The organism is Pseudomonas sp. BN505 (assembly GCF_029873175.1).
In the GTDB taxonomy this organism is placed as follows: Bacteria; Pseudomonadota; Gammaproteobacteria; order Pseudomonadales; family Pseudomonadaceae; genus Aquipseudomonas; species Aquipseudomonas putida.
This window is the reverse complement of record NZ_SSOI01000053.1, coordinates 1-21,628: the sequence shown is the minus strand read 5'-3', so window position 1 is coordinate 21,628 and position 21,628 is coordinate 1. Positions and strand designations below refer to the sequence as shown.

General features: G+C 53.6%; 20 protein-coding genes. 12 read left to right on the top strand and 8 right to left on the bottom strand.

From position 1 onward, the window contains the following. Positions 1-128 precede the first annotated feature (128 nt). Entirely contained in the window at positions 129-1,286 is a 1,158-nt protein-coding gene (locus E8E78_RS17865; protein WP_159266342.1) for a TonB-dependent receptor, read from the top strand. A gap of 129 nt (positions 1,287-1,415) precedes the next feature. Continuing rightward, the gene (locus E8E78_RS17860) at positions 1,416-2,330 is read left to right on the top strand and encodes a LysR family transcriptional regulator (protein ID WP_179027718.1); all 915 of its coding nucleotides are present in this window, start codon (positions 1,416-1,418) and stop codon (positions 2,328-2,330) included. Positions 2,331-2,447: 117 nt separating this feature from the next. On the opposite strand, the gene E8E78_RS17855 is transcribed toward E8E78_RS17860, so the two are convergent. Then, entirely contained in the window at positions 2,448-3,782 is a 1,335-nt protein-coding gene (locus tag E8E78_RS17855; protein WP_159266344.1) for an MFS transporter, read from the bottom strand. A gap of 362 nt (positions 3,783-4,144) precedes the next feature. Next, positions 4,145-5,176 carry an AraC family transcriptional regulator gene (locus E8E78_RS17850; RefSeq protein ID WP_280313883.1) on the bottom strand — a complete coding sequence of 344 codons (1,032 nt, stop codon included), beginning with the start codon at positions 5,174-5,176 and terminating at the stop codon, positions 4,145-4,147. A 122-nt stretch (positions 5,177-5,298) separates the two neighbouring features. On the opposite strand from E8E78_RS17850, the gene E8E78_RS17845 reads away from it, so the two are divergent. Next, a complete protein-coding gene (locus E8E78_RS17845) occupies positions 5,299-5,898 on the top strand; it encodes a phosphohydrolase (protein ID WP_280313880.1) in 600 nt (199 codons plus the stop codon). A gap of 75 nt (positions 5,899-5,973) precedes the next feature. Here the strand turns inward: E8E78_RS17845 and E8E78_RS17840 are convergent, their stop codons facing one another. Continuing rightward, a complete protein-coding gene (locus E8E78_RS17840) occupies positions 5,974-7,197 on the bottom strand; it encodes an OprD family porin (protein ID WP_244965072.1) in 1,224 nt (407 codons plus the stop codon). Positions 7,198-7,801: 604 nt separating this feature from the next. On the opposite strand from E8E78_RS17840, the gene E8E78_RS17835 reads away from it, so the two are divergent. Beyond that, positions 7,802-8,863 (top strand): AraC family transcriptional regulator, encoded by a 1,062-nt coding sequence (locus E8E78_RS17835; RefSeq protein WP_159266348.1) that lies wholly within the window; start codon positions 7,802-7,804, stop codon positions 8,861-8,863. 134 nt (positions 8,864-8,997) lie between these two features. Next, positions 8,998-9,765 (top strand): class II aldolase/adducin family protein, encoded by a 768-nt coding sequence (locus E8E78_RS17830; protein WP_179027722.1) that lies wholly within the window; start codon positions 8,998-9,000, stop codon positions 9,763-9,765. Positions 9,766-10,661: 896 nt separating this feature from the next. Here the strand turns inward: E8E78_RS17830 and E8E78_RS17825 are convergent. From E8E78_RS17825 to E8E78_RS17815, 3 genes are read right to left on the bottom strand one after another with little or no spacing between them, the layout of a single operon-like run. After that, positions 10,662-11,561 carry an alpha/beta hydrolase gene (locus E8E78_RS17825; protein ID WP_159266351.1) on the bottom strand — a complete coding sequence of 300 codons (900 nt, stop codon included), beginning with the start codon at positions 11,559-11,561 and terminating at the stop codon, positions 10,662-10,664. Positions 11,562-11,606: 45 nt separating this feature from the next. Next, a complete protein-coding gene (locus E8E78_RS17820; RefSeq protein WP_280313877.1) occupies positions 11,607-12,566 on the bottom strand; it encodes a PDR/VanB family oxidoreductase in 960 nt (319 codons plus the stop codon). Next, positions 12,559-13,620, bottom strand: coding sequence for an aromatic ring-hydroxylating dioxygenase subunit alpha (locus E8E78_RS17815; protein WP_179027724.1), 1,062 nt, complete (start codon positions 13,618-13,620; stop codon positions 12,559-12,561). The genes E8E78_RS17820 and E8E78_RS17815 overlap by 8 nt, the downstream gene beginning before the upstream one ends. 113 nt (positions 13,621-13,733) lie before the next feature. Here E8E78_RS17815 and E8E78_RS17810 point away from each other — a divergent pair, with 113 nt between their 5' ends. Next, positions 13,734-14,654, top strand: a complete 921-nt coding sequence (locus E8E78_RS17810) for a LysR family transcriptional regulator (protein ID WP_159266354.1) — start codon at positions 13,734-13,736, stop codon at positions 14,652-14,654. On the opposite strand, the gene E8E78_RS17805 is transcribed toward E8E78_RS17810, so the two are convergent. Next, on the bottom strand, positions 14,644-15,390 hold the full coding sequence (locus tag E8E78_RS17805) for an AraC family transcriptional regulator (protein ID WP_159266355.1): 747 nt from the start codon (positions 15,388-15,390) through the stop codon (positions 14,644-14,646). The genes E8E78_RS17810 and E8E78_RS17805 overlap by 11 nt on opposite strands. 305 nt (positions 15,391-15,695) lie before the next feature. Here E8E78_RS17805 and E8E78_RS17800 point away from each other — a divergent pair, with 305 nt between their 5' ends. The 3 genes from E8E78_RS17800 to E8E78_RS17790 all read left to right on the top strand — a co-directional run bounded on the left by E8E78_RS17800 (position 15,696) and on the right by E8E78_RS17790 (position 18,033). Beyond that, a complete protein-coding gene (locus E8E78_RS17800) occupies positions 15,696-16,487 on the top strand; it encodes an SDR family NAD(P)-dependent oxidoreductase (RefSeq protein ID WP_159266356.1) in 792 nt (263 codons plus the stop codon). A 43-nt stretch (positions 16,488-16,530) separates the two neighbouring features. Further along, positions 16,531-17,043, top strand: a complete 513-nt coding sequence (locus E8E78_RS17795; protein ID WP_179027725.1) for a 2,4'-dihydroxyacetophenone dioxygenase family protein — start codon at positions 16,531-16,533, stop codon at positions 17,041-17,043. Between the two features lie 138 nt (positions 17,044-17,181). Beyond that, a complete protein-coding gene (locus E8E78_RS17790) occupies positions 17,182-18,033 on the top strand; it encodes a transporter (RefSeq protein ID WP_179027726.1) in 852 nt (283 codons plus the stop codon). Positions 18,034-18,231: 198 nt separating this feature from the next. On the opposite strand, the gene hpaR is transcribed toward E8E78_RS17790, so the two are convergent. Next, positions 18,232-18,654 (bottom strand): homoprotocatechuate degradation operon regulator HpaR, encoded by a 423-nt coding sequence (gene hpaR / locus E8E78_RS17785; RefSeq protein ID WP_159266359.1) that lies wholly within the window; start codon positions 18,652-18,654, stop codon positions 18,232-18,234. 317 nt (positions 18,655-18,971) lie between these two features. Here hpaR and E8E78_RS17780 point away from each other — a divergent pair, with 317 nt between their 5' ends. The 3 genes from E8E78_RS17780 to E8E78_RS17770 all read left to right on the top strand — a co-directional run. After that, positions 18,972-19,631, top strand: a complete 660-nt coding sequence (locus E8E78_RS17780; RefSeq protein WP_179027727.1) for a fumarylacetoacetate hydrolase family protein — start codon at positions 18,972-18,974, stop codon at positions 19,629-19,631. A gap of 10 nt (positions 19,632-19,641) precedes the next feature. Then, positions 19,642-20,406 carry a fumarylacetoacetate hydrolase family protein gene (locus E8E78_RS17775; protein WP_179027728.1) on the top strand — a complete coding sequence of 255 codons (765 nt, stop codon included), beginning with the start codon at positions 19,642-19,644 and terminating at the stop codon, positions 20,404-20,406. 5 nt (positions 20,407-20,411) lie between these two features. Next, the coding region (locus tag E8E78_RS17770; RefSeq protein WP_280313868.1) for an aldehyde dehydrogenase at positions 20,412-21,628 on the top strand (1,217 nt) is incomplete at its 3' end.

Below are 21,628 nucleotides of genomic sequence, written 5' to 3'. Positions count from 1 at the left end.
CTGGAAAATAACCATTACGCGGTAGCTGGAAAAGCCAGCGGAGATCACTAGAGGTTACATAATTTCACCTCTGGCAAATAGATAAAAGCTTTGCATTATCCATATAAAAATAACAACAGGTACTACTGATGAAGACGAAAACTATCCTTGCTGCTTCTCTCACTCCAGTTTTATTCCTCTGCTCCCAACCTTCGCACGCGAACGTGGGTACTCACCTCGTGGGCTATGGCGCAAAAGCTCAGTCCATGGGCGGCGCATCAGTCGCCCTGCCGCAAGATGCAATCGCTGCTGCCAACAACCCTGCCGGTATGGCTTGGGTAGGCAATCGCTTCGATGCAGATGTTCAAATGCTCTATGCGACCTCCGATACTGACTTCGGATCAAGTTCTAACCAGCATGACAGCAGCATTTTTCTGGCCATTCCCGAGTTCGGAGTGAATTTTCAAGTCACTCCCAAGGTGACATTTGGCGTTTCCACGTATGCGAGTGGCGTGGGTTTTAGATACGAGGACCCTCTCGTTCCGGTGCCCGGTTTTCGTCGTACTCGAGGCACGCTGAAGCAATTCGAGGTACTGCCGACCGCGACTTACACGTTCGACAATGGACTCTCGCTTGGCCTGTCGCTCGTTTATGCAGTTCAAGAGTTCGAGGCCCAAGGGCTGCCCGGCGGATTTCCTGGAGGGCAAAACCCATACCACGGAAAAGAGTATTCCCATGGCACGAGTTGGAGGGCCGGTGCCCTATGGAAAATCAATGACCAATGGGCGATAGGTGCCAGCTACGCCCCTAAGATCGAAATGAGTAAGCTGTCGGGCTACAAAGACGACCTTCTATCTCAATGGGGCGGCTCTGCAGACAGTCCCGAGCAGTACGCTGTCGGCGCGTCGTATAAGCTGTCCGATCGATGGACGATGGCTTTGGACCTCCAATACATAGATTGGGACGAAGCTAAGGCTTTCGCGCAGGGCTTCGGATGGCGTTCACAGACCGTCGTCAAAGCGGGAGCGGCCTACGAAATTAACGACGATTGGACCGTCAGAGGGGGCGTCAGTCATGCACGCCTTCACACGACCGAAAATCACGCCGCCGAAAACGCGATCCTGGGTGGTCTCAATACTACAGCAGTCACAACCGGCGTAACCCGTAGGCTGACACAAAACTCCGAGTTGAACCTGACGTTCGAATATGACTTTGGTCCCAAGGTAAATGGTAAAGGCCCTAGCGAAGGGTTTGATACCGAATCTGACTTCTACACCGTTACGGTCGGATACGGCTGGAAGTTCTAGGGGTCCACAATGATCAGCCAGGTGCCTTACCCGAGGTAAGCTGGCTGATCACGCGTCCCTATCGGCTTGGCAAATTGTGAGTCCGGAGGACTTGGGGTATAACGGGCTTACAAGACAAGCGAGGCGAGCATGAATGTAAATGCTGTGGAGTTACGCCATCTCCGGTATTTCGTAGCGGTGGCCCAGAATGGCGGCCTGACCTCGGCTGCGGAATCTTTAAACATCACTCAACCCCCTCTCACACGGCAGATTCGGCAGCTTGAAGATCTTCTTGAAACCAAGCTTTTCGTCCGTCAATCTCGTGGCATGGAGCTGACTGACGCGGGTAAATCACTTCTGGAGGATGCTCGCAATATCCTGGCTCTCACGGAGCAGGCGTTGGAGCGAAGCCGGCTAGCAGGCCAGGGAAAACTTGGACAGCTTGATGTGGGGGTCTTTGGTTCGGTGATGTTGGATATTGTGCCTAGGATCATACAACGCTTCAGGCAATTGCACCCGGAAGTCGAAGTCGTTTTGCACAACCTAGATCGGGCGGGCCAAATCAAAGCGCTTGAGGAGCGGCGTCTTACGGTAGGGTTCAATCGTTTCTTCAAGGAAGAGCCTGGCCTTTCCTGGGAGGTTCTTTTGACTGAGAACCTCCATCTGGCTGTGCACGAATCTCATCCGTTCGCTACACGTGATGATGTCAATTTCTCGGAGATTGATGGTCAGCAGTTGATAATGTATCCCCGTAGTCCGAGGCCCGGATTCATTGATCATCTCCTGAGCATGTTTCATGACCAAAATGTCCATCCTAAGATTGCCCAGGAAGTAGATGATGTTGTGACGGCGGTCTCCCTCGTGTCAGCTGGGGTTGGGTTGAGCTTCGTCGTAGACTCATCATGTAATCTTCACCTTCCTGGCGTCGTTTACCTTCCGGTCAAAGATCAGGACCGCGCTACTTTTGATCTTTGCATGATCAGACGCAGTCATGATGACTCTAGGCTGCTGGAAGGTTTTTTGACGGTGGCCCGTGAGTATGCTGCCAGTAAGCGCAAACATTAATTTGAACAGGCTTGGTTTTGTGAAGTATTACCAAGCGCACCATGCTGCCCACCGTACATGACGTCCTCAATGACTGGAGATATTGAGTCCAGGCAGCATGGTCCTCCTATCTACAATTCACTCAGCCAGGGGTTGTAGCTTGATTGCTTTCTGGGCGGAGGAATATAAGGCGTAGATCATCAGCGCTGACGCTAAAATTGGCATTCCTAGCAAAAGAAAATACTCCCCTCGTGACCATCCGGCATCAATCAATACACCGGCTACAAACGGTCCCGAGAAGGCACCAATTCGTCCGACCCCCATTGCCAAACCGGTTCCAGTACTTCTCAGTGCAGGGGGAAACACAAGCGGCACGATGACATAAAGTGTCGTGACGGTCGAATAAAGAAAGAACCCCAACACCAGCGCAACAGGAATTAACAAGTAGTGATTGTATTCCATGTTGCTAAATACCTGCATCATGACGAACAATCCGATCAGTGCGAGGGCGGCGAGTCGATGAGTGCCTACCTTTGTAGCGTACAAACCATACACCAGACAGCCGACCATTCCACCCAAGCTCAATAACATCGAACCAGAAATCCCACCGGAAATGCTCAGCCCTGCGTCCGACAAGATTTTTGGAATCCAACTTGAAACAAAATAAAACGTCATCAGAATGCAAAAATTAAGTGCGCAGACTAAGAGTAGCCTTGTACGTAAACCTTCACTAAACAAGCCAACCAACGGCAAACTTCCTGATGCAAGCTCAGATCGCGCAGGCAACTCGGCCATTGGTTGCACATCTAGCCGAGCCAATGTCGTATTGAGTTTTTGCAAAGCGGCAGATGGCTGTTTTTCAATTAGAAAATCCAAAGACTCGGGAAATATTTTCCACGCCGCAGGAAGTAAAAGCGCCCCCAGAACACCACCGAAGATAAAAGGCGCCTGCCAGCCATAAGCGTGAATCAACGCAACCGACAGTAACCCACCCAGCGTTGCGCCAAGTGGCACACCCACTGACATCCCAGCGTTGCAGAGGCTCCGACGGTTGTCATTGGAAAACTCAGTGATCACAATATTGACTGTCGTCAACATTGCGCCGACACCAATACCCGTCAGTAGGCGGGCAATGAACATCGTGGTAAAACTGCCAGTAAAGGCAGATGCAAACATGGCGATAGTGAGCAATAGAAGGCAACCTAGAACCACTGGACGCCGACCAAACCTGTCACCTAGCGGAGCGATAAAGAAAGCACCGCAGGCCATACCAATCAACCCTGCACTAAACAAGCCTCCTAACGCAGTTGCACTGAGTTGCCAGCTCTTAGCAAGCGCCGGCGCGACGAAGGCCATAACCAGAACGTCGAACCCGTCTAGCGCAGCTAATAGTACACAGAACAGCACCAGAGACAGTTGGAACCGGCTCATTTTATTGAGCCTGACAGAGACGCGTGGATCTGTAGTATTCAATCGATTTCTCCTTTCTTATTATAAATGCCCACCCAAAGTCTGAGCAGCACAAATCTAACGCTCGCACCAGCCTCGACTAGGGGCCTACTAAACCAGTGAACACCGTCCTGGAGCCAATCAAAGTGGCTTCAGCCTGATAGCATTGAACATTGCACGCCCAACTTTATTGTTTTTGTTAAAATTACCGCCATGTTGTAACCAGCGCGGCCCTCCAAGGATACTATTGCATACGTGGATCACTGCATAATCACCAGACTAATGGATACAATGCATCGTATGCATGGCCTGCGGGAGCGTCGATGTAAAGCGAACTGGGCACGGAAGGCAACCGTGCAAGAGCCACTCGCAGGCAGTTACCAGTATTAACAACCGCAAACGTTCTCATGGTCCTGATTGAGTAAATTCCTGTATCTTCCAGGTGAAATGTCAAACCATCGCCGAAATGCTCTATTAAAACTGGTGGCATCGCTAAAACCTAGCCGTTCTGCAATCTCTACCAGCGGCACATCTGACTGGGCCATGTACTCAAGTGCAAGCTCCCGACGCGTGCAATCGAGCAGGGCATGAAAGCTCACCCCTTCATTCAAAAGCCGACGCTGCAACGTTCGTCCCGAAACGCATAATTCACTAGCGACCCGCTGTCTTGTCGCATCAGCTTCAGAAAGGAGTTTTCGCAGGACTCGTCGCACCTGATAGGTTACCCGTGAGCCGGATAGGCCCCGTAAGTAGTCATCCGCTAATGCGTCATTGCACCTAGCGATCTCAGGGTTCGCCGAACGAAGTGGCTTTTCGACATCCTCACGCTTGAAAATCAGCGCGTAATCAGACGCATTGAAATACAGCGGCGATCGAAACATCGCTCGGTATGAACCGATATCTGCCGGGCGAGGCCCCATCATCAGGACTTTTACCGGACACAGTGTCTGTCCTGACAGGGCCCGAGCTATAGACAGAACCCCCGCTAAGGGCGCCTCGATACTATGACGAGTAACCGGTAGCCGGTCTCCCTGCATCCCCAGGATCAAAGCCTCGCCTTCCGTTAGTGACACCAGGCTCAATTCCGCTCCTTCAGACATGACTCGTTGATACCGAACCAACCTCTCGAAGCCCTGACGCAATGTATCACTCGTCATCATCGCCAACCCTACGACGTGAAATGACCTAGGCCCTACAGCTCTGCCCAAGGCAAGGCCCACTGATGGATCACCGCTTACCTCGACCGCTTTCCTCCAAAGTCGAGTCAGTGTGTCTTGCGTCAACCGTGCTTGGGGGTCATCGAGTGCGCTGTACTCGACACCTAGCTCTGCAAGCAGCGAAATGCAGTCCAAGCCAAAATTTTCGAGCAATCTGACAACTTCTAGAGCCCAGCTTGCAGATGTTGTCCGTGCGTACATGACAGCCTCCATTTCGGGTTGAGTGTGTTCGCAAGATTACGAATTTGTCCATAAATGCCAAAGCTACGGACGCGAGAACGTTTAAATTTGATCGCTCTCGTTTCTGCTGACTGAGGATAATCATGAGCCAACTCGCAACGTTTACCCATTTAAAAGACGGCAATGAAAGTGACTGGGCTATTATTGCAGCTGATCTCGCTACGTTCGCCCAAGGTCTGCCATCTCGTATCATGGCCCATATGCGATTGCTGGAAGGTGATTTCGGCGGCTTTCCGGTTGACCGTATGACCCACTCGCTGCAGACAGCCACTCGCGCATACCGAGATGGCCGCGATGAGGAGTATGTAATATGTGCCTTGCTGCATGATATAGGCGATACACTGGGCACATTTAACCACCCTGATATAGCTGCGGCTATTCTTCAGCCATTTATCTGTAGTGAGAATCTATGGATGATTCAGAATCACGGAATTTTTCAAGGTTATTATTTCTTCCATTTTCTGGGTATGGAACGTCATCTTAGGGAGAAATTTAGAGAGCACCCGCAGTATCAATATACGATCGACTTTTGCGCAAAATATGACGCCCCCAGTTTTGACCCAGACTACGATCACCTCCCGCTTGATTTTTTTGAACCCATGCTGAAGCGGCTATTTGCCAAGCCGAAACACTCGATTTACAAGAGGGCCATCGCCCCCAGGCAATCCGATGCCGCCGTGTAGGGTTTGATACTCGTTGATATTGCTGCCCTGCATCATATGCAGGGCTTCTGCTGACTGCCCACGATGGCTAAGGGGTTACCACAAGGCCACGCTGTAACCGATGATAATCCGATTCTCATCAATAGCTGTGGAGAGACCATTTCCCGATCGCAGCGATGCATTTCTCAGCCTGATGTTTAGGCCTTTAAACGTTCCACTTTGCACTGTGTAGATGAGATCGGAGTCACGTTCCCACTGCGTACCCCCTTTCACCGATGCGGTCTCGATGTGCTTTACGTCGAAATAACGTGTCATGAATGTCAAACCGGGTATTCCCTGAGCGACGAAATTGTAGTCGTAGCGCACCTGCCACAAATCAGTGTTGGCACGGGTGAATACGTCGATGGTACCGAGATTCACCGAATATGGGTCCAGCCCAGGATAGGCGAAGTCTCCCTCCCCGCTCAGCGTCTGAAACCCTAGTGACAGGCGATGGGCTTTGAACCCGACAGCCACCATGCCATTCAAGAATCTGTTGTCAATGGCCCCCCCATCCACTCTTGTCGGTCCACGTAGTTTCTTGCTCCCAGCCCCTGTAGTTTCAAATAAGCGTAGATCCGTTTTGATACTCAAAGCCGAAGCGGGTTGATAATTATGAACAAAGCCAAAATAGTTTTGCCGGTAAATATCCTTCATCTCGGCGTAATAGTAGGATGCGGACAAGCTCTCGGTTAGCGCGTAGCTGCCGCCCGCCAGATCCAAATGACTGCTGTTAACGCCACCATAGCTCATCTCGTCATTGCTCGAGGAATCACGATAATTCTGCTTTTCCAAGCGTGCCGCATTGAAGGTCAATCCATCAATTTCCTGGGAGGAAACCGATGTACCTGTAAATGTTGAGGGAAGTAGGCGTACATCATTATAGGACGCTACGGGCAATTGAGGCATCAAGGTCCCGGCCTTGAGCACCGTTTTGGACAATTTCAGTTTTGCACTCAAACCAAGCTCACTGTAATCATCTACCGGCTCTCCATCATGGTCGAATGGCAAGAGTCCCGTTCCACGCCGAGCGCGGCTCGAATCAAGCTTGACTCCCAACATGCCTATCGCATCCAGCCCTAGTCCGACCACGCCGGGTGTAAACCCAGACTCTATCTTGAAGATAAAGCCTTGAGCCCACTCATCGGCTTTGCTCTGCTGTGCGCCGGATTGTCTAAAGTCTCGATTCATATAAAAATTTCGAAACTCAAGCGAGCCTGAGCTGTCATCAAGCCAGTCCGCACGCACTTCAAAGGGAAAAACAACACTGCCGGCACTCATGCAGATGACAACAGGGATAGACATAGCACGCACGTTAAAACCCTCAAATTATTATTTTTGTTCTACAAACAGCTTTAATTGAAACATACGAACAACGATGCGCAGGCATCGATTAGGCGTATTCGAGCCGGGCCATAATCTCTAGCCACAGCCGCTCAGGTGGCGCGAACCTCATAATTTTGCCTGGCATCCAACACACACGGGGCATGCGCTGCGCGGATTAATCGCACACTGACAAATGCGCTGGATTCGATTTGCAGTAAGTAATTGGCGACTTCACATTCAAGGGAGGGAGCATGAGGAATAGGGACAGGAATAACATAGAGGCAATCACTCATTTTTTATTATTGTGATTTAAATTGTTTTCATATTAACCCTGACATCACGCGAATCTCTATGCCGTATTGCACATACGCCCCATGAACGACGCTCATGGCAAATTCGCTCGCCAAACCATGAGAATGACGTTTTGCCTTCATGGCAGTCCGGCACCACTCAAGGTGCCACCTCGCTAGAGGTCTAGCTTGGTGGCTGCTTGAGAATCATTGGCATAAGGGCCAGTTACGGAGCCTGCAAGCCTTTGGCGACCCTTGAGGTATGAACAATGGTTAGATTGCGTCCGGCCATCCTTGGCCATAATACCCAGCCTGCTCAGGGCGAGAATCATCACCTGCAGGGCGCGCTCATCCACACGCTAAAAGTGCAAGCCCGTGCGGCAATTGCGTCGTGGTCAAACTCCCATAGCAGCGCAGATTTGAAAGAGGCGTCACAGTGCCTTGAAAACGTGTACAGCGGTAACGTCATCACCGTAGAGAAAGACCGTGCCACCTTCGACATGCACCTGCACAGCTGCAAATTCAATAGTCTGGAACTGGCAAGCCTTAGTTTTGGCACAGAGGTGGATCTCCAACAGTCACCAACAGGAACGCTACTTATTAGCACCCAGTTGCAGGGCTGGGCACAGACCCGTAACCATAAAGGTGCGAGCGCCGGCGGTGCGGGCTTAGTCATGTTTGACGGCAGTCATTGCAGCGCAAGTAAGCAGTTCAGCGAGGACAGCTGGAGAGTCCACGTCCGTATTCCCAAGGATTTGCTCAGGTCCAAGCATCTGGAGGTATATGGGCATGACCATGCCTCGCCCCTCGATTTCAATCCTGCCCTGGCGTGCGGTGAAGCACAGATCAGATGGCTAGGCTTGCTGAACGTCCTTCTCTGCAACGCGACTTCACCGTCTCAGGCTGCAAATCACGGTACCGCCCATTGCATCAGCGAATTAGTACTTATGTTTGCACTGGAGGAGTACTACAAGTCCGCGCGATTCATAACGACTCGCCACCAATCTGTGTTGCCCAAACAGGTAAAAATAGCATTGGCCTTCATTCACGAGCAGCGCCAACGTGCTCTGACACTGGGAGAAATCGCGCGCGCTGCCAATACGAGTGTACGCGCCCTATGCGATAGCTTCGCAAAATCACACCAGACCACCCCAATGCGTTATTTGCGAGAGCTCCGACTGCAAGATGCTCGCGAACTTTTGAGAGAATCACCACCCGGCACGCTTATCGCCGATATTGCCGAGCGCTGTGGGTTCACTCATCTAGGGCGCTTCAGTGCAGCCTATAGAAACCGATTCTCCGAGCTACCCTCTGAAACCTTACGCCGCTGACAGGAGTTTCCAGCCGGATGTGGATATTTAGCGCTTAATTCGGCTACCGCTGAACCTTTTGAGCTCGCTAACCTGCAACCTGCAAATGTCGCCTCATCAATCTCTACCATCCACTTTTTGCAAGGAGACTCGCCTTGTCCACCGCACACTATTTCAACCGCCCTCTTAAATACAGCGAGCTCGAATGGCAAGCCAGGGTCAAACTCGCAGCATGCTACAGAATCTTTGATTACTTGGGCTGGTCGGAGTCCATCTATAATCACATTTCTTTACGTGTCCCAGGGCCGGACGCGCACTTTTTAATCAACCCCTTCGGCCTGCATTACAGTGAAGTCCGCGCTTCAAACCTGATAAAAGTCGACGTCAATGGGGCCCTTGTTGAAGCATCCGACTGGCCGATCAATCCGGCAGGCTTCACTTTCCACGGGGCAATTCACCAACATGTCCCTACTGGGCATTGTGTAATGCATATGCATACTACCCCTACCCTCGCGGTTTGCAGCCTGGAGGGAGGGCTCAGCTACAGCAACTTCTACGCCGCGATGTTGCACGGACGCGTGGCCTATCATGAGTTTGAAGGCATAACCGTCCATGCGGATGAAGGTTTGCGAATTGTTCAAAGCGCAGGACACAAGCCGATCTTGCTCCTGAAAAATCATGGCCCGGTCGTCATCGGCCATACGCTAGCCGAAGCTTTTTCGCTCATGTGGCTGGTACAGCGAGCTTGTGAAGTTCAACTAGCCACTATGAGCATGGGCATCCCGATCAATATACCGCAACCTGTACTTGAGAGCTGCGTTCGCGAAAACCTGAGCATTCATCCGAAATACGGTGCAGGGGAAGACGTTTTCGCCGCCATGACGCGCCTGATCGACAGAGTTGATATAAGCTACCGGTATTGATACCGTGACCACACGAAACTCTGGGTTATTAAATTCAACCAAAAGCGTTGTGATCCATGATCGAAGGACTTGCTAGCGCAGTTGCAGCCGCTCGTTGTAATGCGCAAGGTCTGGCATAGGTAGCGCTTGGCGAGTGGACAGGTTCACTAGGCAGGCCTGCCACTCGGCCTAAACCTCGCTGCGTACGCTGCTATCCAAGTATGGAATATGGAAGTTGAAAAATTTTTCAAGCACGTCAACCCCAGCGTAGCCTAAGGGGCCTTTGAGAAAAGGCGTCAGAATAGTTTCCAGGGTATCCGAACATCGCTTCCCGGCCACCAGTCTGGCACAGACCAGCGCTTGCTTTCCCTCCATGCCGCCGTGATTAAAAATCCGTCGAAGCCCATAGAAAAGCCTCGATAGGAAGACCTTTTCGCCCCCCCTTAATCATCGCAGGCATTGAGAACCAATAGATGGGGGAGTTCAGGACCAACAGGTCAGACCTCCGTAACTTTTCCACCTCAGCTCAAATGTCCTCCCGGATCTAACCATTCTGATAGGGGTGGCCTTGCTCAATTGCGTATACTAAATAGTCTCGACCAGCACGCTTCTGAAAATCCGATTTTGCTCGCGACAGGGTTGAAATTGATCGCGTAAGGATCCGTGGTCTCAACCACATGTACTCGATAAGCGGTGAAGAGGTCTTCGACCATCTCCCAATCTGCTTCGGAAAGCTCGTGTCGCTTGCACGATCAGACGCACTTATGACAACTCACGTTTGCTCGAAGGCTCTTTGCAGAGTGCGCGGGAGCATGCGGCTAGCAAGAAGGCCTAAGTTTCGGCCTGAAATAGACCTTCTGCATAAAACCACCAGCAGCTGTTCAGGTCATGAACAGCGACCGGCCTAATTGATGGCTTCAGTGAGACTGGAGATGCTGTTTCAAGAATTCACCAGCCTGAGCCAGAGCCTCTCGCCCCTCCCGTAGCCTTGGAGCAAAAGCGTGCCAGACGTGGAACATGTCTGGCCAAACCTCCAGACGGGTCATCACATTATTTGAAATGGCATGATTGGCCAAGCGGAGCGCATCGTCCAGGAGAATCTCTGCAGAACCGACCTGAATCATCAACGGTGGAAACTCCTGCAAGTCCCCCGTCAGTACGACGCTGGCCTCGTCGGAAGCATTGCCCGCTCCAAAGTAAGCCTGGGCGCATCCGGTGAGTTTGGCCGCAGACAGGAATACGTCATCATCGGCCTTACTGTAGAGCGAGCCCCCTGAAAGGGTTAGATCAACCCAAGGCGAGAGCGCCAAGATGGCGCCAGGGAGACTCACGTTTTGGGCCTTAGCCTCAAGCAGGCTGCTTAGAATAAGTTGCGCGCCCGCAGAGTCACCAGCCAGAGCAATTTTTTGGGGAGGTATCCCCGCTGCCAGTAACGCCTTGTAGGCCCGAAGGACGTCATCTCGTCCGGCAGGGAATGGATACTCGGGTGCGAGACGATAATCCAGAACAAAAACCTGGGCATCTGCGTGAAGCGCAAGTGAGCCAGCAAGGCCTTTGAAACCTGCTGCACTGCCAACCATGAAACCACCGCCATGGACGTACAGTATCGTGTTACCCACCGTCGGGCAGTTGGCAGTGGCACCACGAAGTGCTGGCACCCCTCCCAGTTCAAGCGACTCAAACCTGAGACTCGCATGCGGCTGAAACATTGCACACAGTTGATCATACCCTTTCCGCGCCTCTTGAAGAGACCCTGGAGGGGTTGATTTGCGAGCATTCAGGAGCGCATGGATCTCATTAAGCTCAGCTGATTTCATAAGAAACTCCGATAACCATGATCTACTGCATCGGGAAAAGTACGACTATAGATCCAATACAAGCTTGGAGGATCGCGCCCGCGAGACGCACAGCAACATCACCTGGTTACTGTCGCGCTCCTGATCACTCAGTACGTAATCCCGATGGTCGACCTCCCCTTCCAGCACGGTGCATTCACAGGTACGGCAGAGCCCCTCCCGACAGGAATAAGGCATTGATACGCCCACTGCTTCAAGCACATCCAATACGCTGGATTGGGCAGGCACAGTATATTCCACGCCACTCTGAGCCAATGCGATCGTGAAGCTCGAGTCCTGGCCGTTTCGCTGCGAATCAACATCTGCAACAGGCGCGGAGAATCGCTCAAAATGAATATTCTGAGCCGGCATCACCGCCCGGGCTACATCATCAACTGCATCCATTAGTGGTGCAGGGCCGCAACAATACAGATGCTCTCCTGGCCTGGCCTGGCCAATGAAGGCTTTCAAATCCGGCCGCCCCTGATGCTCGTCATCAAGGTGCAATGTCACCCGATCTGCTGGTATCTCCTGGTAGTAAGCGGCACGAGCCCTATTACGTGCACAGTACAACAACTGCCAGGGCTTATCGTGCACCTCGCACCATCGGATCATGCTCAAGACCGGGGTTATGCCAATTCCACCCGCGATAAACACATAGCCGGGAGCGTTGGTGTCCAAACCAAAATGATTGCGCGGCGCACTGATCTCTACAGTTTGTCCAGCTTTGAAGTGCTCATGGATGAACGAAGAGCCTCCTCTGGATGGAACTGCCAACCCGATGCCAAGTTGGTAGCCTCCACCCGCGCCGTGACACTGATGAATCGAGTATTGCCTGATAAGACCATTAGGCAGGCGCACATCAATATGCGCGCCTGGCTCAGCGAGTACGAGCGGCTGCTCAGTGATTGGACAGAGCAGGATATCGAGAATGCCCTCTGCTACCTGAGCGACCGACTCGATGCGGACCTCCCGCCACTCAGCCACGAGCGACCTCCTGAATTTGTACTGGATTCGACGCTGCCTGCTCGGCGGCGTAGGTTTTGGCGACCAGCCAGCGGAAGTAGGACAGCGCTGCATCGGCCCCAATAGGGATCATCTTGAAGTCAGGCATCAAATTAAGACTGTGATCCTGGGCGTGGATCATTTCACTGTCTTCCTTGAAGGCCGTGATCACCTGCTGATGGATCGCCTCTGTTACCGCAGGCTCGTCCAGCGAGAAGTTGTGAGGTTGTGCGAAGAAATAGTGGGTCGAGGTATCCGTTTCCGGTGTCAGTGCCTGGGTACTACGGAATTCTGCCGCGTCAACGCGCGCGCCCTCCTTTGCGCCCAATCCCGTTGGCTGCATGCCCGAATCCATCAGGAAAATACCTGGAAGAATAAAGTCGTAGATGTTCCAACGGTCCACCATGCCAGGGTAGTTCTTCACATTCTGCACAAAAGGAGCAGGCTTGATGCCCTCCCCCCAACGGGTGACTCGTACACCATTGGGAAGCTTTTTAACTTCAGGAATACAGGCTGCATATGCTTCGTCACCGCCCAGAGTAGTCGGATGGACATAGGGCAAGTGGGCAAGGTCGAGCAAATTATCGGCAATCAACAAGTAGTTGGTCGCATAGTGGGTATACCCCTCCAAGCTTCTCCATTCGGGATCGTCCAGCCAGTGCGTATCTGGGATTAGCGACTCGTCAGCGAGTGCCACATCGCCCATCCAGATCCAGATCCATTTGTGCCGTTCCACGATCGGAAATGTCCGCACTTTGGCTTGGGGGGGAATACGATCCTGACCGGGGATTTCTATGCATGCACCGCTGGTGTCGAATACCAGGCCGTGATACATGCAGCGCACACTGTCGCCCTCCAGGCGACCCTTTGACAGAGGAGCACCGCGGTGACAGCAACGGTCCTCAAACGCAATTGCCTTGCCGCTGGTATCTCGCCAAAGGGTCACAGGAACGTTCAAAAGCGTGCGGGCGAGAAAGCCCCCGCTGGGGACCTCAGACGACCAAGCGGCCACATACCAGGCGTTTTTCAGAAGCATACAAAGACCTCATCACCAATTCTTTTTATAGATATCCACCGCGGGGGTGGCTTGCCAGATTGATGATATGACCTGATCATGCATGCGCACAGATCATACGGCGCATACACAGCATGCATGACATACATGAAAGAAAACTCGACTTGAATCTTCTTCTTGCATTCGATGCGTTATTACGTGAAGGCAGCGTCACCAAGGCCGCTGATCAGCTTGGCTTGACCCAGAGCGCCATGAGTCACGCGCTGCGTCGGTTGAGAGATTTTTATGCCGACCCCCTGTTTGTCAGAGTTGGCGATGTTATGCGCCCTACCCCGTACGCAGAAGGCTTGGCCCCGCTGGTGCTAGAGATCATCTCTACTGTGCGGGTAAAGCTCATGACTCAGGCTTCTTTCGATCCCGCTACATCCCGGCGGGTCTTCAGCTTCTGCATGAGCGATATGGGAGAGTTGGTTTTTTTGCCGCGCTTGATCGAGCGATTACGAAGCATCGCTCCGCACTGCCGCATCCGCACGATCCAGGCCCCCAGCGAGAAAATTGCGGCCTGCCTGGAGTCAGGAGACGCCGATTTGGCACTCGGTTCGCCATATCTGGAAGCGCCCGAATTGTTCCGACAAGAACTGTTCCCCCACACCTTCGCCTGCATCGTGAGCCACAAGAGCACGATGACCCAAACTGATTTTACGATCGAACGTTTTCTTAGCATGCAGCATGTATCTGTGACGCTCTCGGATCGAAGCGGCCTGTACGATCGGGCGATCGACGAAGGGGGAGTAAAACGCGACATCTACCTCACCACTCCGCACTTCCTGATGGTGCCGATGATCCTTGAAAACAACCCTACCTTGGTCGCGACCGTGCCCAGGGAATTGGCCCGGGTTTTTGAACGTTACAATGCCGTTAGAATGCTGGAGCCCCCGATGCCACTACCGAAATTTTCCCTGCGCCAGTATTGGCATCCCCGACACCATCACGACCCCGCGAATATCTGGCTTCGCCAGATGACGAAAGAGCTTTTTGACAATTTCATGAGCTGATGGAATTGAGGCGTCGGTAAGCACTTGGCGTGACACCTTGTCGGTCCGCAAATGCCGCGCTGAATTTCGCTGCGTTGGGGAAACCCACGTTACGGCCAATTTCAGAAATCGGCACATCCGATTTCGCGAGTTGGTCGCGCGCGACCTGTACACGGAGATCCAGCAGGTATTGATAGGGTGAACGGCCTGCAGACTCTTTGAAAGCGCGATAAAAATGACTCTCCGAACATCCGCAGAGTCTTGCGAGGTCTGATACCCGTAGGGGATCCGACAGATGCTCCGCCATTTCCTGCTGCACTCGCCTAAGCACCTCCGAGGAGAGGCCGCCTTGCACCGTCAGGCGGCTGACGCCTGAGGGCCGATCCAAGGTGGAGTATCGCAGGTGCAAATGCTCCACGATCTTCTCGTGCATACCACGCAGCAGTTCCGCTCGACGGTGCCCTTCCTCGAGGGGATAGGACAAGAGCATCAAGAAAAGTCCTTCGATCCAAGGATCCTTAGCCCCTAAAGCATTACGAAAATAGGCAGGCATGGGCTTGATTGCCAGTGTTGACTCATCTTCGCCGGAACTGTCTGGCCAGAGATAAAGCTGCGCGAAATCAAGCGTGCCGTGCAATCGCCATTCGTAAGAGCCGGGCCCGGTGATGGCCAAGGAGCGCGCTTTGACGCCCGCACATGCTCTTCGTCCTTGGTGAATGCTGTCGACTCGGGTACTACCCGCAATGTGGTAGGTCAATCGGACCTCCTCAAGGGCAGCCTCGCTGAGCTCCAGATCATTCGCATGCCACATCGCCGCCGCTGGTCTGCCCTGTGCATCGTCCAGTCGCCACTTCAACTCCGCGTTAGGGTTTGATCGAAGGGCTTCAAACGCTGACGCTCCCTCGCTTCGTTCAAGTACTCCAGGCATTTGCACTCCCATTTTACTGATGACAATTCCTGCCACGCTTACCAAATCCTACCGGGCAATTTTCATGCACATGTTAACAACCGCTCGATCATGCTTATAGTCTGCTCAAACCAACAACAAAAGCGAGCAACACGATGAATGGTAACTTTCAAGGCAAAGCGGGCATTATCACCGGCGCGGCAGGTGGTATCGGCAGTGCAACCGCTAGACGCCTTTCTGCCGAAGGAGCCCAGCTCCTGCTTGTCGACCGCAATGAAGTCGCGCTCAAAACGTTGGTAGACGAGATCCGCGCACTGGGTGGCGAATGCGACTTTGCGGTAGCCGATGTTTCTGAAGACGCATCGGTCCAGGCCTACGTTGCCCAGGCAAGCAACACCTTTGACCGCATCGACTTTTTCTTCAATAACGCCGGCATCGAAGGGCCTATGTGCTCAGTTCTGACGTTTCAGGAGGCTGATTTTGACAAGGTCATAGCAGTCAACTTGAAAGGTGTCTTCCTTGGAATGCGCTATGTCTTGCCGATCATGGTGAAACAAGGTTTCGGCTCCATCGTGAACACCGGCTCCATCGCGAGCGCACGTGGACTAGCTGGTTCGATCGCATACACCGCAGCTAAACACGCCGTGCTGGGGATGGTGCGCACAGGTGCCGCCGACCTCGCTGGCACAAATGTTCGTTTGAACTGCGTAATGCCTGGGATGGTTGATACCCCCATGCTGCGAAAAATCATTCATGAGACCTTTGACGGCGACCTGAATAAAGGCCTGAAAGGCATGGGCAGCGTTTCGCCAATGCATCGCGTTGCACAGCCTGAGGAAATCGCGGCTGGCGTAGTTTTCCTACTCTCGGACGATGCAAGTTTCATTAATGGCGTTGCACTGCCGATTGATGGCGGCACGCTGGCCACAATTCCCTACAACGGGTAGCCACTGTAAGTTCAAGCCAAAATATAATAACGAGGAGATACCCATGACCGCTTCTATGAATGCTCCACTGCCTATGTCGTTGCACGTAGACACCGACGCGTTTCCCTTCGCCCGCGACTACTACGCGGAAGGTCTAAACCTGAAGTTACTTCAGGCAGATGTCGAGGGTGGCGTATTCGCCGTACGGATCAGCTTTGCTCCTGGCGTGCAATTGCCCCCTCATAAACATACCGGCGCGGTGCATGCCTACACCTTGAAGGGTGAATGGACCTATTTGGAGCACGTTGGGTCGCCATCGAGCACCGCAGGCTCGTACCTTTATGAGCCACCAGGTTCGGTCCATACGCTAAAGGTCGCCGACCACAACACCGAAGAAACTGATGTCGTATTCATCATATATGGCGCTATGCTACTGCTCGACGATCACGGCAATATCACTGGTGTGCTGGATGCTCAAAGTCAGCATGACGATTGGACCAAAGCCCTCCGAAGCCAAAATGATCACATCCCAGCGTTCATTACTGGCGGACAAATTGGTTACTTTCAAGAGCACTAAATAAATGACAAGCGCCAGCCTCACAACAGAGGCTGGCGTCTAAATGCCCGCTCATCCGTTTATCAAAGCATGATCAGCTCCGCACTTGGAGACTGAGAATAGCACTCATCAATAATAAAAATAACAGCCGAGACGACAATGTTACACACTAAGCGCCTTGCTGCGAGTTTCAGCCTACTCGCCCTTTCAAATGTGCTTTGGGCAGATGTAAAACCGGATCCCGGCGATTACACCGCATTACCTAATGGCACTGACCTTCTGATTTTCTACCAGCAAAACCTCCGAGCTGAAGACTATTACACCAACGGCAAGAAGAGCCCGCAAAAACTTGATCTGAAGTTAGATCTAGGGGTTTTCAAGTACGTTCATTTCGCTCAGTTTTTCAACACCGGCTACACATGGGCCCCGCAATTCTTTATCCCTTATGGCAGGCAGCGGATTGGCGACAACAATCAAATGTCGGGGGTTGGCGATGCATCAGTTGGCGCAACGGTCTGGACGATCGCTGATCGTCAGCGCGATAGGTACCTGGGCTGGTCGGCATTTTTCACTGCCCCTACCGGTAGCCACCGCAATGAAGGTTTTTCTCTCAGCGATGATCGATATGCCGCAGACTTCCAGATAGCCTACCTACGCAGACTATCTTCGAAAATCAGTTGGGATGTCATTGCAGAAACCGAATTTTATTCTAAAAGCGTTCATACACGCAGTTCCAAGGATCCATTATTCCAGCTTCACAACCACCTGCGGTACCATTTAACGCCAGACACTTGGGCTGCAGTCACCTATCGGCATAGTTGGGGCAGTAAAACTTCACTTTCGGGAACCACCTTAACCACCAACCGAAATAACGGAGCATTGGTTTTTTCATTGGCCACGTCCCTTACCCCCCAAGTCCAAGTACTTGGTCAGCTTATGCACGACACGGTAGTCAGTGAAGGGGCTAAAATGGAAAATTCTCTTCAGCTTAGATTCGTATACGCTTATTAAGCGCCGTAGCATCAAGAATTTCAGCACCACTTGCCGCAAGAGTGTCACATGAATGATGGCGCATAGGTTTGGTGCCGTTCATGGGCAGGAAATTATCTGCCTGCGATTACGAGCTCCTAGCCGCCAATGCAACCTTTAACCAGCACGCGCCGCGTGACGGCTTGATCCACGCGGCAGCGTCGCACATCGCGTGCGGGTTTAAGGCTCGATACGTTTGAGCTCATTCAACAGATCCATTAACTGCTGCAGCTTAGCCTCTCCAAACTGAGATTGGATTTTCTGATAGTTACGCTCCATTCCCTCGCGCATAGAGGTATAGCATCTTTCACCCACCTCAGTAAGGGAGACAAAGACTCTCCGTTGATCCTGTGAACTTTTATTCCGAAGCACCAACCCGTCTCGTTCTAGCCTACTCAGAACGCCTGTCATACTGGGTTTTAGTATACAGGCCAACTGGGCTAACTGATGACTCTCAAGCTCGCCTTGCTGGCTGAGTATGCGGATAACACGCCACTGCTGCTCGGTCAGATCATGTTCGTTAAGCAATGGCCTGAAAAATGCCATCGCAGCCTCCCTGGCCTGGAGAAGGCTCAATGTGAGTGAAGGTGGCGTACTGGACATGGTGGGACCTTAGTAATGGAAGTTCGCAAGAATAGAGTCATTATCAACGATCAACAACAATACTGTGAATGCCCCCGGTCACCGCCAACAACAAGCAGCACACATTTTCCATCCGAGCCTGAAGACAGTTTTGAATGAGCAGGACGGACGCGGCACATCGGTTCCAGGGTTTTTCAGCCTGAGGTGAGGGTCAACGACGGCTGCCTCGCGTCAGATCGGCAGCAGAGCCCTTGACCTTCGTTAACATATTAACTATAACGTTAACACATTAACGAATATTGGGGGCAGCGCGCTGCCCCACCTGCCAGGAGAGAAGCATGAGCCATGCGTTGCATGACGTTGCAAACGGCACCTTGTTCGGCGTAGCGCTGAACTACAACGGTCTGCTGCAGCAGCGTCTTACCGAGTTCGAACAGCCGCCCTACAAACAGGCGCCAGTTAAGCCGGTACTGTTCATCAAGACCCCGAACACTCGTAACTCCCACGGCGCAGAAGTCATCCATCCCGCTGGCGGCGAACGCCTCCAGCCGGGCCCTGCCCTAGGCGTTGTGATAGGCAAGGACGCCAGCCGAGTGAGCGTGGCCGATGCGCTGACGCACGTGGCCGGGTACACCATCGTCAATGAATACAGCCTGCCGGAAGACAGTTACTACCGCCCTGCGGTCAAGGCCAAATGCCGCGACGGCTTCTGCGCCATAGGTCCGGACCTTGTCCCGGTATCAGCCATCACCGACCCACATCAGCTGACCCTGAAGCTGTATGTGAACGGTGTAGTCGCTCAGGAGAACAGCACCGCCAACATGGTACGCAGCGTCCCGCAACTGATTGCCGAACTGAGTGAGTTCATGACCCTGCACGCCGGCGACATCGTGATCACCGGCACCCCCGAGGGCCGCGTCGATGTCCAGCCAGGTGACCGCGTCGATATCGAGATCGACGGCCTGGGCAAGCTGACCAACTACATCGTCGCCGAGTGAGGAATTACCTGTGAAACACGCCCGTATCCAGTTCGACGGCCAGGTTCATGACGTTACTGTCGAAGACGATCACCTGCGCCTGGCCGATGGCCGCCTAGTGCATCAGGACCAGGTCACCTGGCTGCCACCGGCCACCGGCAGCATGTTCGCCCTGGGCCTGAACTACGCCGACCACGCCAAGGAGCTGGCCTTCGCGCCACCCACCGAACCCTTGGCCTTCATCAAGTCGCCGGGCACCTACACCGGCCACAACCAGGTCACCTGGCGCCCAGACAACGTCGAGTACATGCATTACGAGTGCGAGCTGGTCGCGGTCATCGGCAAGCCGGCAAAAAACGTCAAGCGTGAAAACGCCCTGGACTATGTAGCCGGCTACACCGTGTGCAACGACTACGCCATCCGCGACTACCTGGAAAACTACTACCGCCCCAACCTGCGGGTAAAAAACCGCGACGCCACCACCCCGGTCGGCCCGTGGATCGTCGATGCGGCCGATGTGCCAGACGTCAGCAACCTGAAGCTGCGCACCTGGATCAACGGTGAGCTGAAGCAGGAAGGCACCACCGCGGACATGATCTTCGACATCCCGCACCTCATCGAATACTTCTCCAGCTTCATGACCCTGCAACCGGGCGACATGATCGCCACCGGCACGCCAGAAGGCCTGGCCGATGTGGTGCCGGGTGACGAAGTGGTGGTGGAAGTGGAAGGCGTCGGTCGCCTGGTCAACCGTATCGTCAGCGAAGCTGACTTCTTCAAGAACAACAAGGCATGAGCAGCATGATCAAGCACTGGATCAACGGCCGTGAGGTCGAGAGCAAAGACACCTTCGTCAACTACAACCCGGCCACCGGCGACGCCATCTGCGAAGTCGCCAGCGGCGGCGCCGAGGAAGTGGCCCAGGCTGTGGCTGCGGCCAAGGAAGCCTTCCCCAAGTGGGCCAACACCCCGGCCAAGGAACGTGCCCGGCTGATGCGCAAGCTGGGTGAGCTGATTGAGCAGAACGTGCCGAAACTCGCCGAGCTGGAAACCCTCGACACCGGCCTGCCGATCCACCAGACCAAGAACGTGCTGATCCCGCGTGCCTCGCACAACTTCGACTTCTTCGCCGAAGTGTGCACGCGCATGGACGGCCATACCTACCCGGTCGACGACCAGATGCTCAACTACACCCTGTACCAGCCGGTGGGTGTGTGCGGCCTGGTAAGCCCATGGAACGTGCCGTTCATGACGGCTACCTGGAAGACTGCGCCGTGCCTGGCGCTGGGCAACACCGCCGTGCTGAAGATGAGCGAGCTGTCGCCGCTGACCGCCAACGAACTGGGCCGCCTGGCGGTAGAAGCCGGCATCCCCAACGGGGTGCTGAACGTGATCCAGGGTTACGGCGCTACCGCCGGCGATGCCCTGGTCCGCCACCCCGATGTGCGCGCCATTTCCTTCACCGGCGGTACCGCCACCGGCAAGAAGATCATGCAGACCGCAGGCCTTAAAAAGTACTCGATGGAACTGGGCGGCAAGTCGCCCGTGCTGATCTTCGAAGACGCAGACCTTGAGCGTGCGCTGGACGCCGCGCTGTTCACCATCTTCTCGCTGAACGGCGAGCGCTGCACCGCCGGCAGCCGCATCTTCATCCAGGAAAGCGTGTACCCGCAGTTTGTCGCAGAGTTTGCGGCGCGCGCCAAGCGCCTGATCGTAGGTGACCCGACCGACCCGAAAACCCAGGTCGGTTCGATGATCACCCAGCAGCACTATGACAAGGTCACCGGGTACATCCGCATTGGCATCGAAGAAGGTGCACGCCTGGTCGCCGGGGGCCTGGAGCGCCCGGCCAACCTGCCTGCGCACCTGGCCAAGGGGCAGTTCATCCAGCCCACCGTATTCGCCGACGTGAACAACAAGATGCGCATTGCCCAGGAAGAAATCTTTGGCCCGGTGGTGTGCCTGATCCCGTTCAAGGACGAAGCCGAGGCGCTGCAACTGGCCAACGACACCGAGTA

Coding starts and splice junctions, on each gene's coding strand:
- E8E78_RS17865 (WP_159266342.1), top strand. CDS start 129: ATGAAGACGAAAACTATCCTTGCTGCTTCTCTCACTCCAGTTTTATTC.
- E8E78_RS17795 (WP_179027725.1), top strand. CDS start 16,531: ATGACCGCTTCTATGAATGCTCCACTGCCTATGTCGTTGCACGTAGAC.
- E8E78_RS17825 (WP_159266351.1), bottom strand. CDS start 11,561: ATGAAATCAGCTGAGCTTAATGAGATCCATGCGCTCCTGAATGCTCGC.
- E8E78_RS17800 (WP_159266356.1), top strand. CDS start 15,696: ATGAATGGTAACTTTCAAGGCAAAGCGGGCATTATCACCGGCGCGGCA.
- E8E78_RS17845 (WP_280313880.1), top strand. CDS start 5,299: ATGAGCCAACTCGCAACGTTTACCCATTTAAAAGACGGCAATGAAAGT.
- E8E78_RS17835 (WP_159266348.1), top strand. CDS start 7,802: ATGGTTAGATTGCGTCCGGCCATCCTTGGCCATAATACCCAGCCTGCT.
- E8E78_RS17840 (WP_244965072.1), bottom strand. CDS start 7,197: ATGAGTGCCGGCAGTGTTGTTTTTCCCTTTGAAGTGCGTGCGGACTGG.
- E8E78_RS17860 (WP_179027718.1), top strand. CDS start 1,416: ATGAATGTAAATGCTGTGGAGTTACGCCATCTCCGGTATTTCGTAGCG.
- E8E78_RS17780 (WP_179027727.1), top strand. CDS start 18,972: ATGAGCCATGCGTTGCATGACGTTGCAAACGGCACCTTGTTCGGCGTA.
- E8E78_RS17790 (WP_179027726.1), top strand. CDS start 17,182: ATGTTACACACTAAGCGCCTTGCTGCGAGTTTCAGCCTACTCGCCCTT.
- E8E78_RS17815 (WP_179027724.1), bottom strand. CDS start 13,620: ATGCTTCTGAAAAACGCCTGGTATGTGGCCGCTTGGTCGTCTGAGGTC.
- hpaR (WP_159266359.1), bottom strand. CDS start 18,654: ATGTCCAGTACGCCACCTTCACTCACATTGAGCCTTCTCCAGGCCAGG.
- E8E78_RS17810 (WP_159266354.1), top strand. CDS start 13,734: ATGCATGACATACATGAAAGAAAACTCGACTTGAATCTTCTTCTTGCA.
- E8E78_RS17850 (WP_280313883.1), bottom strand. CDS start 5,176: ATGTACGCACGGACAACATCTGCAAGCTGGGCTCTAGAAGTTGTCAGA.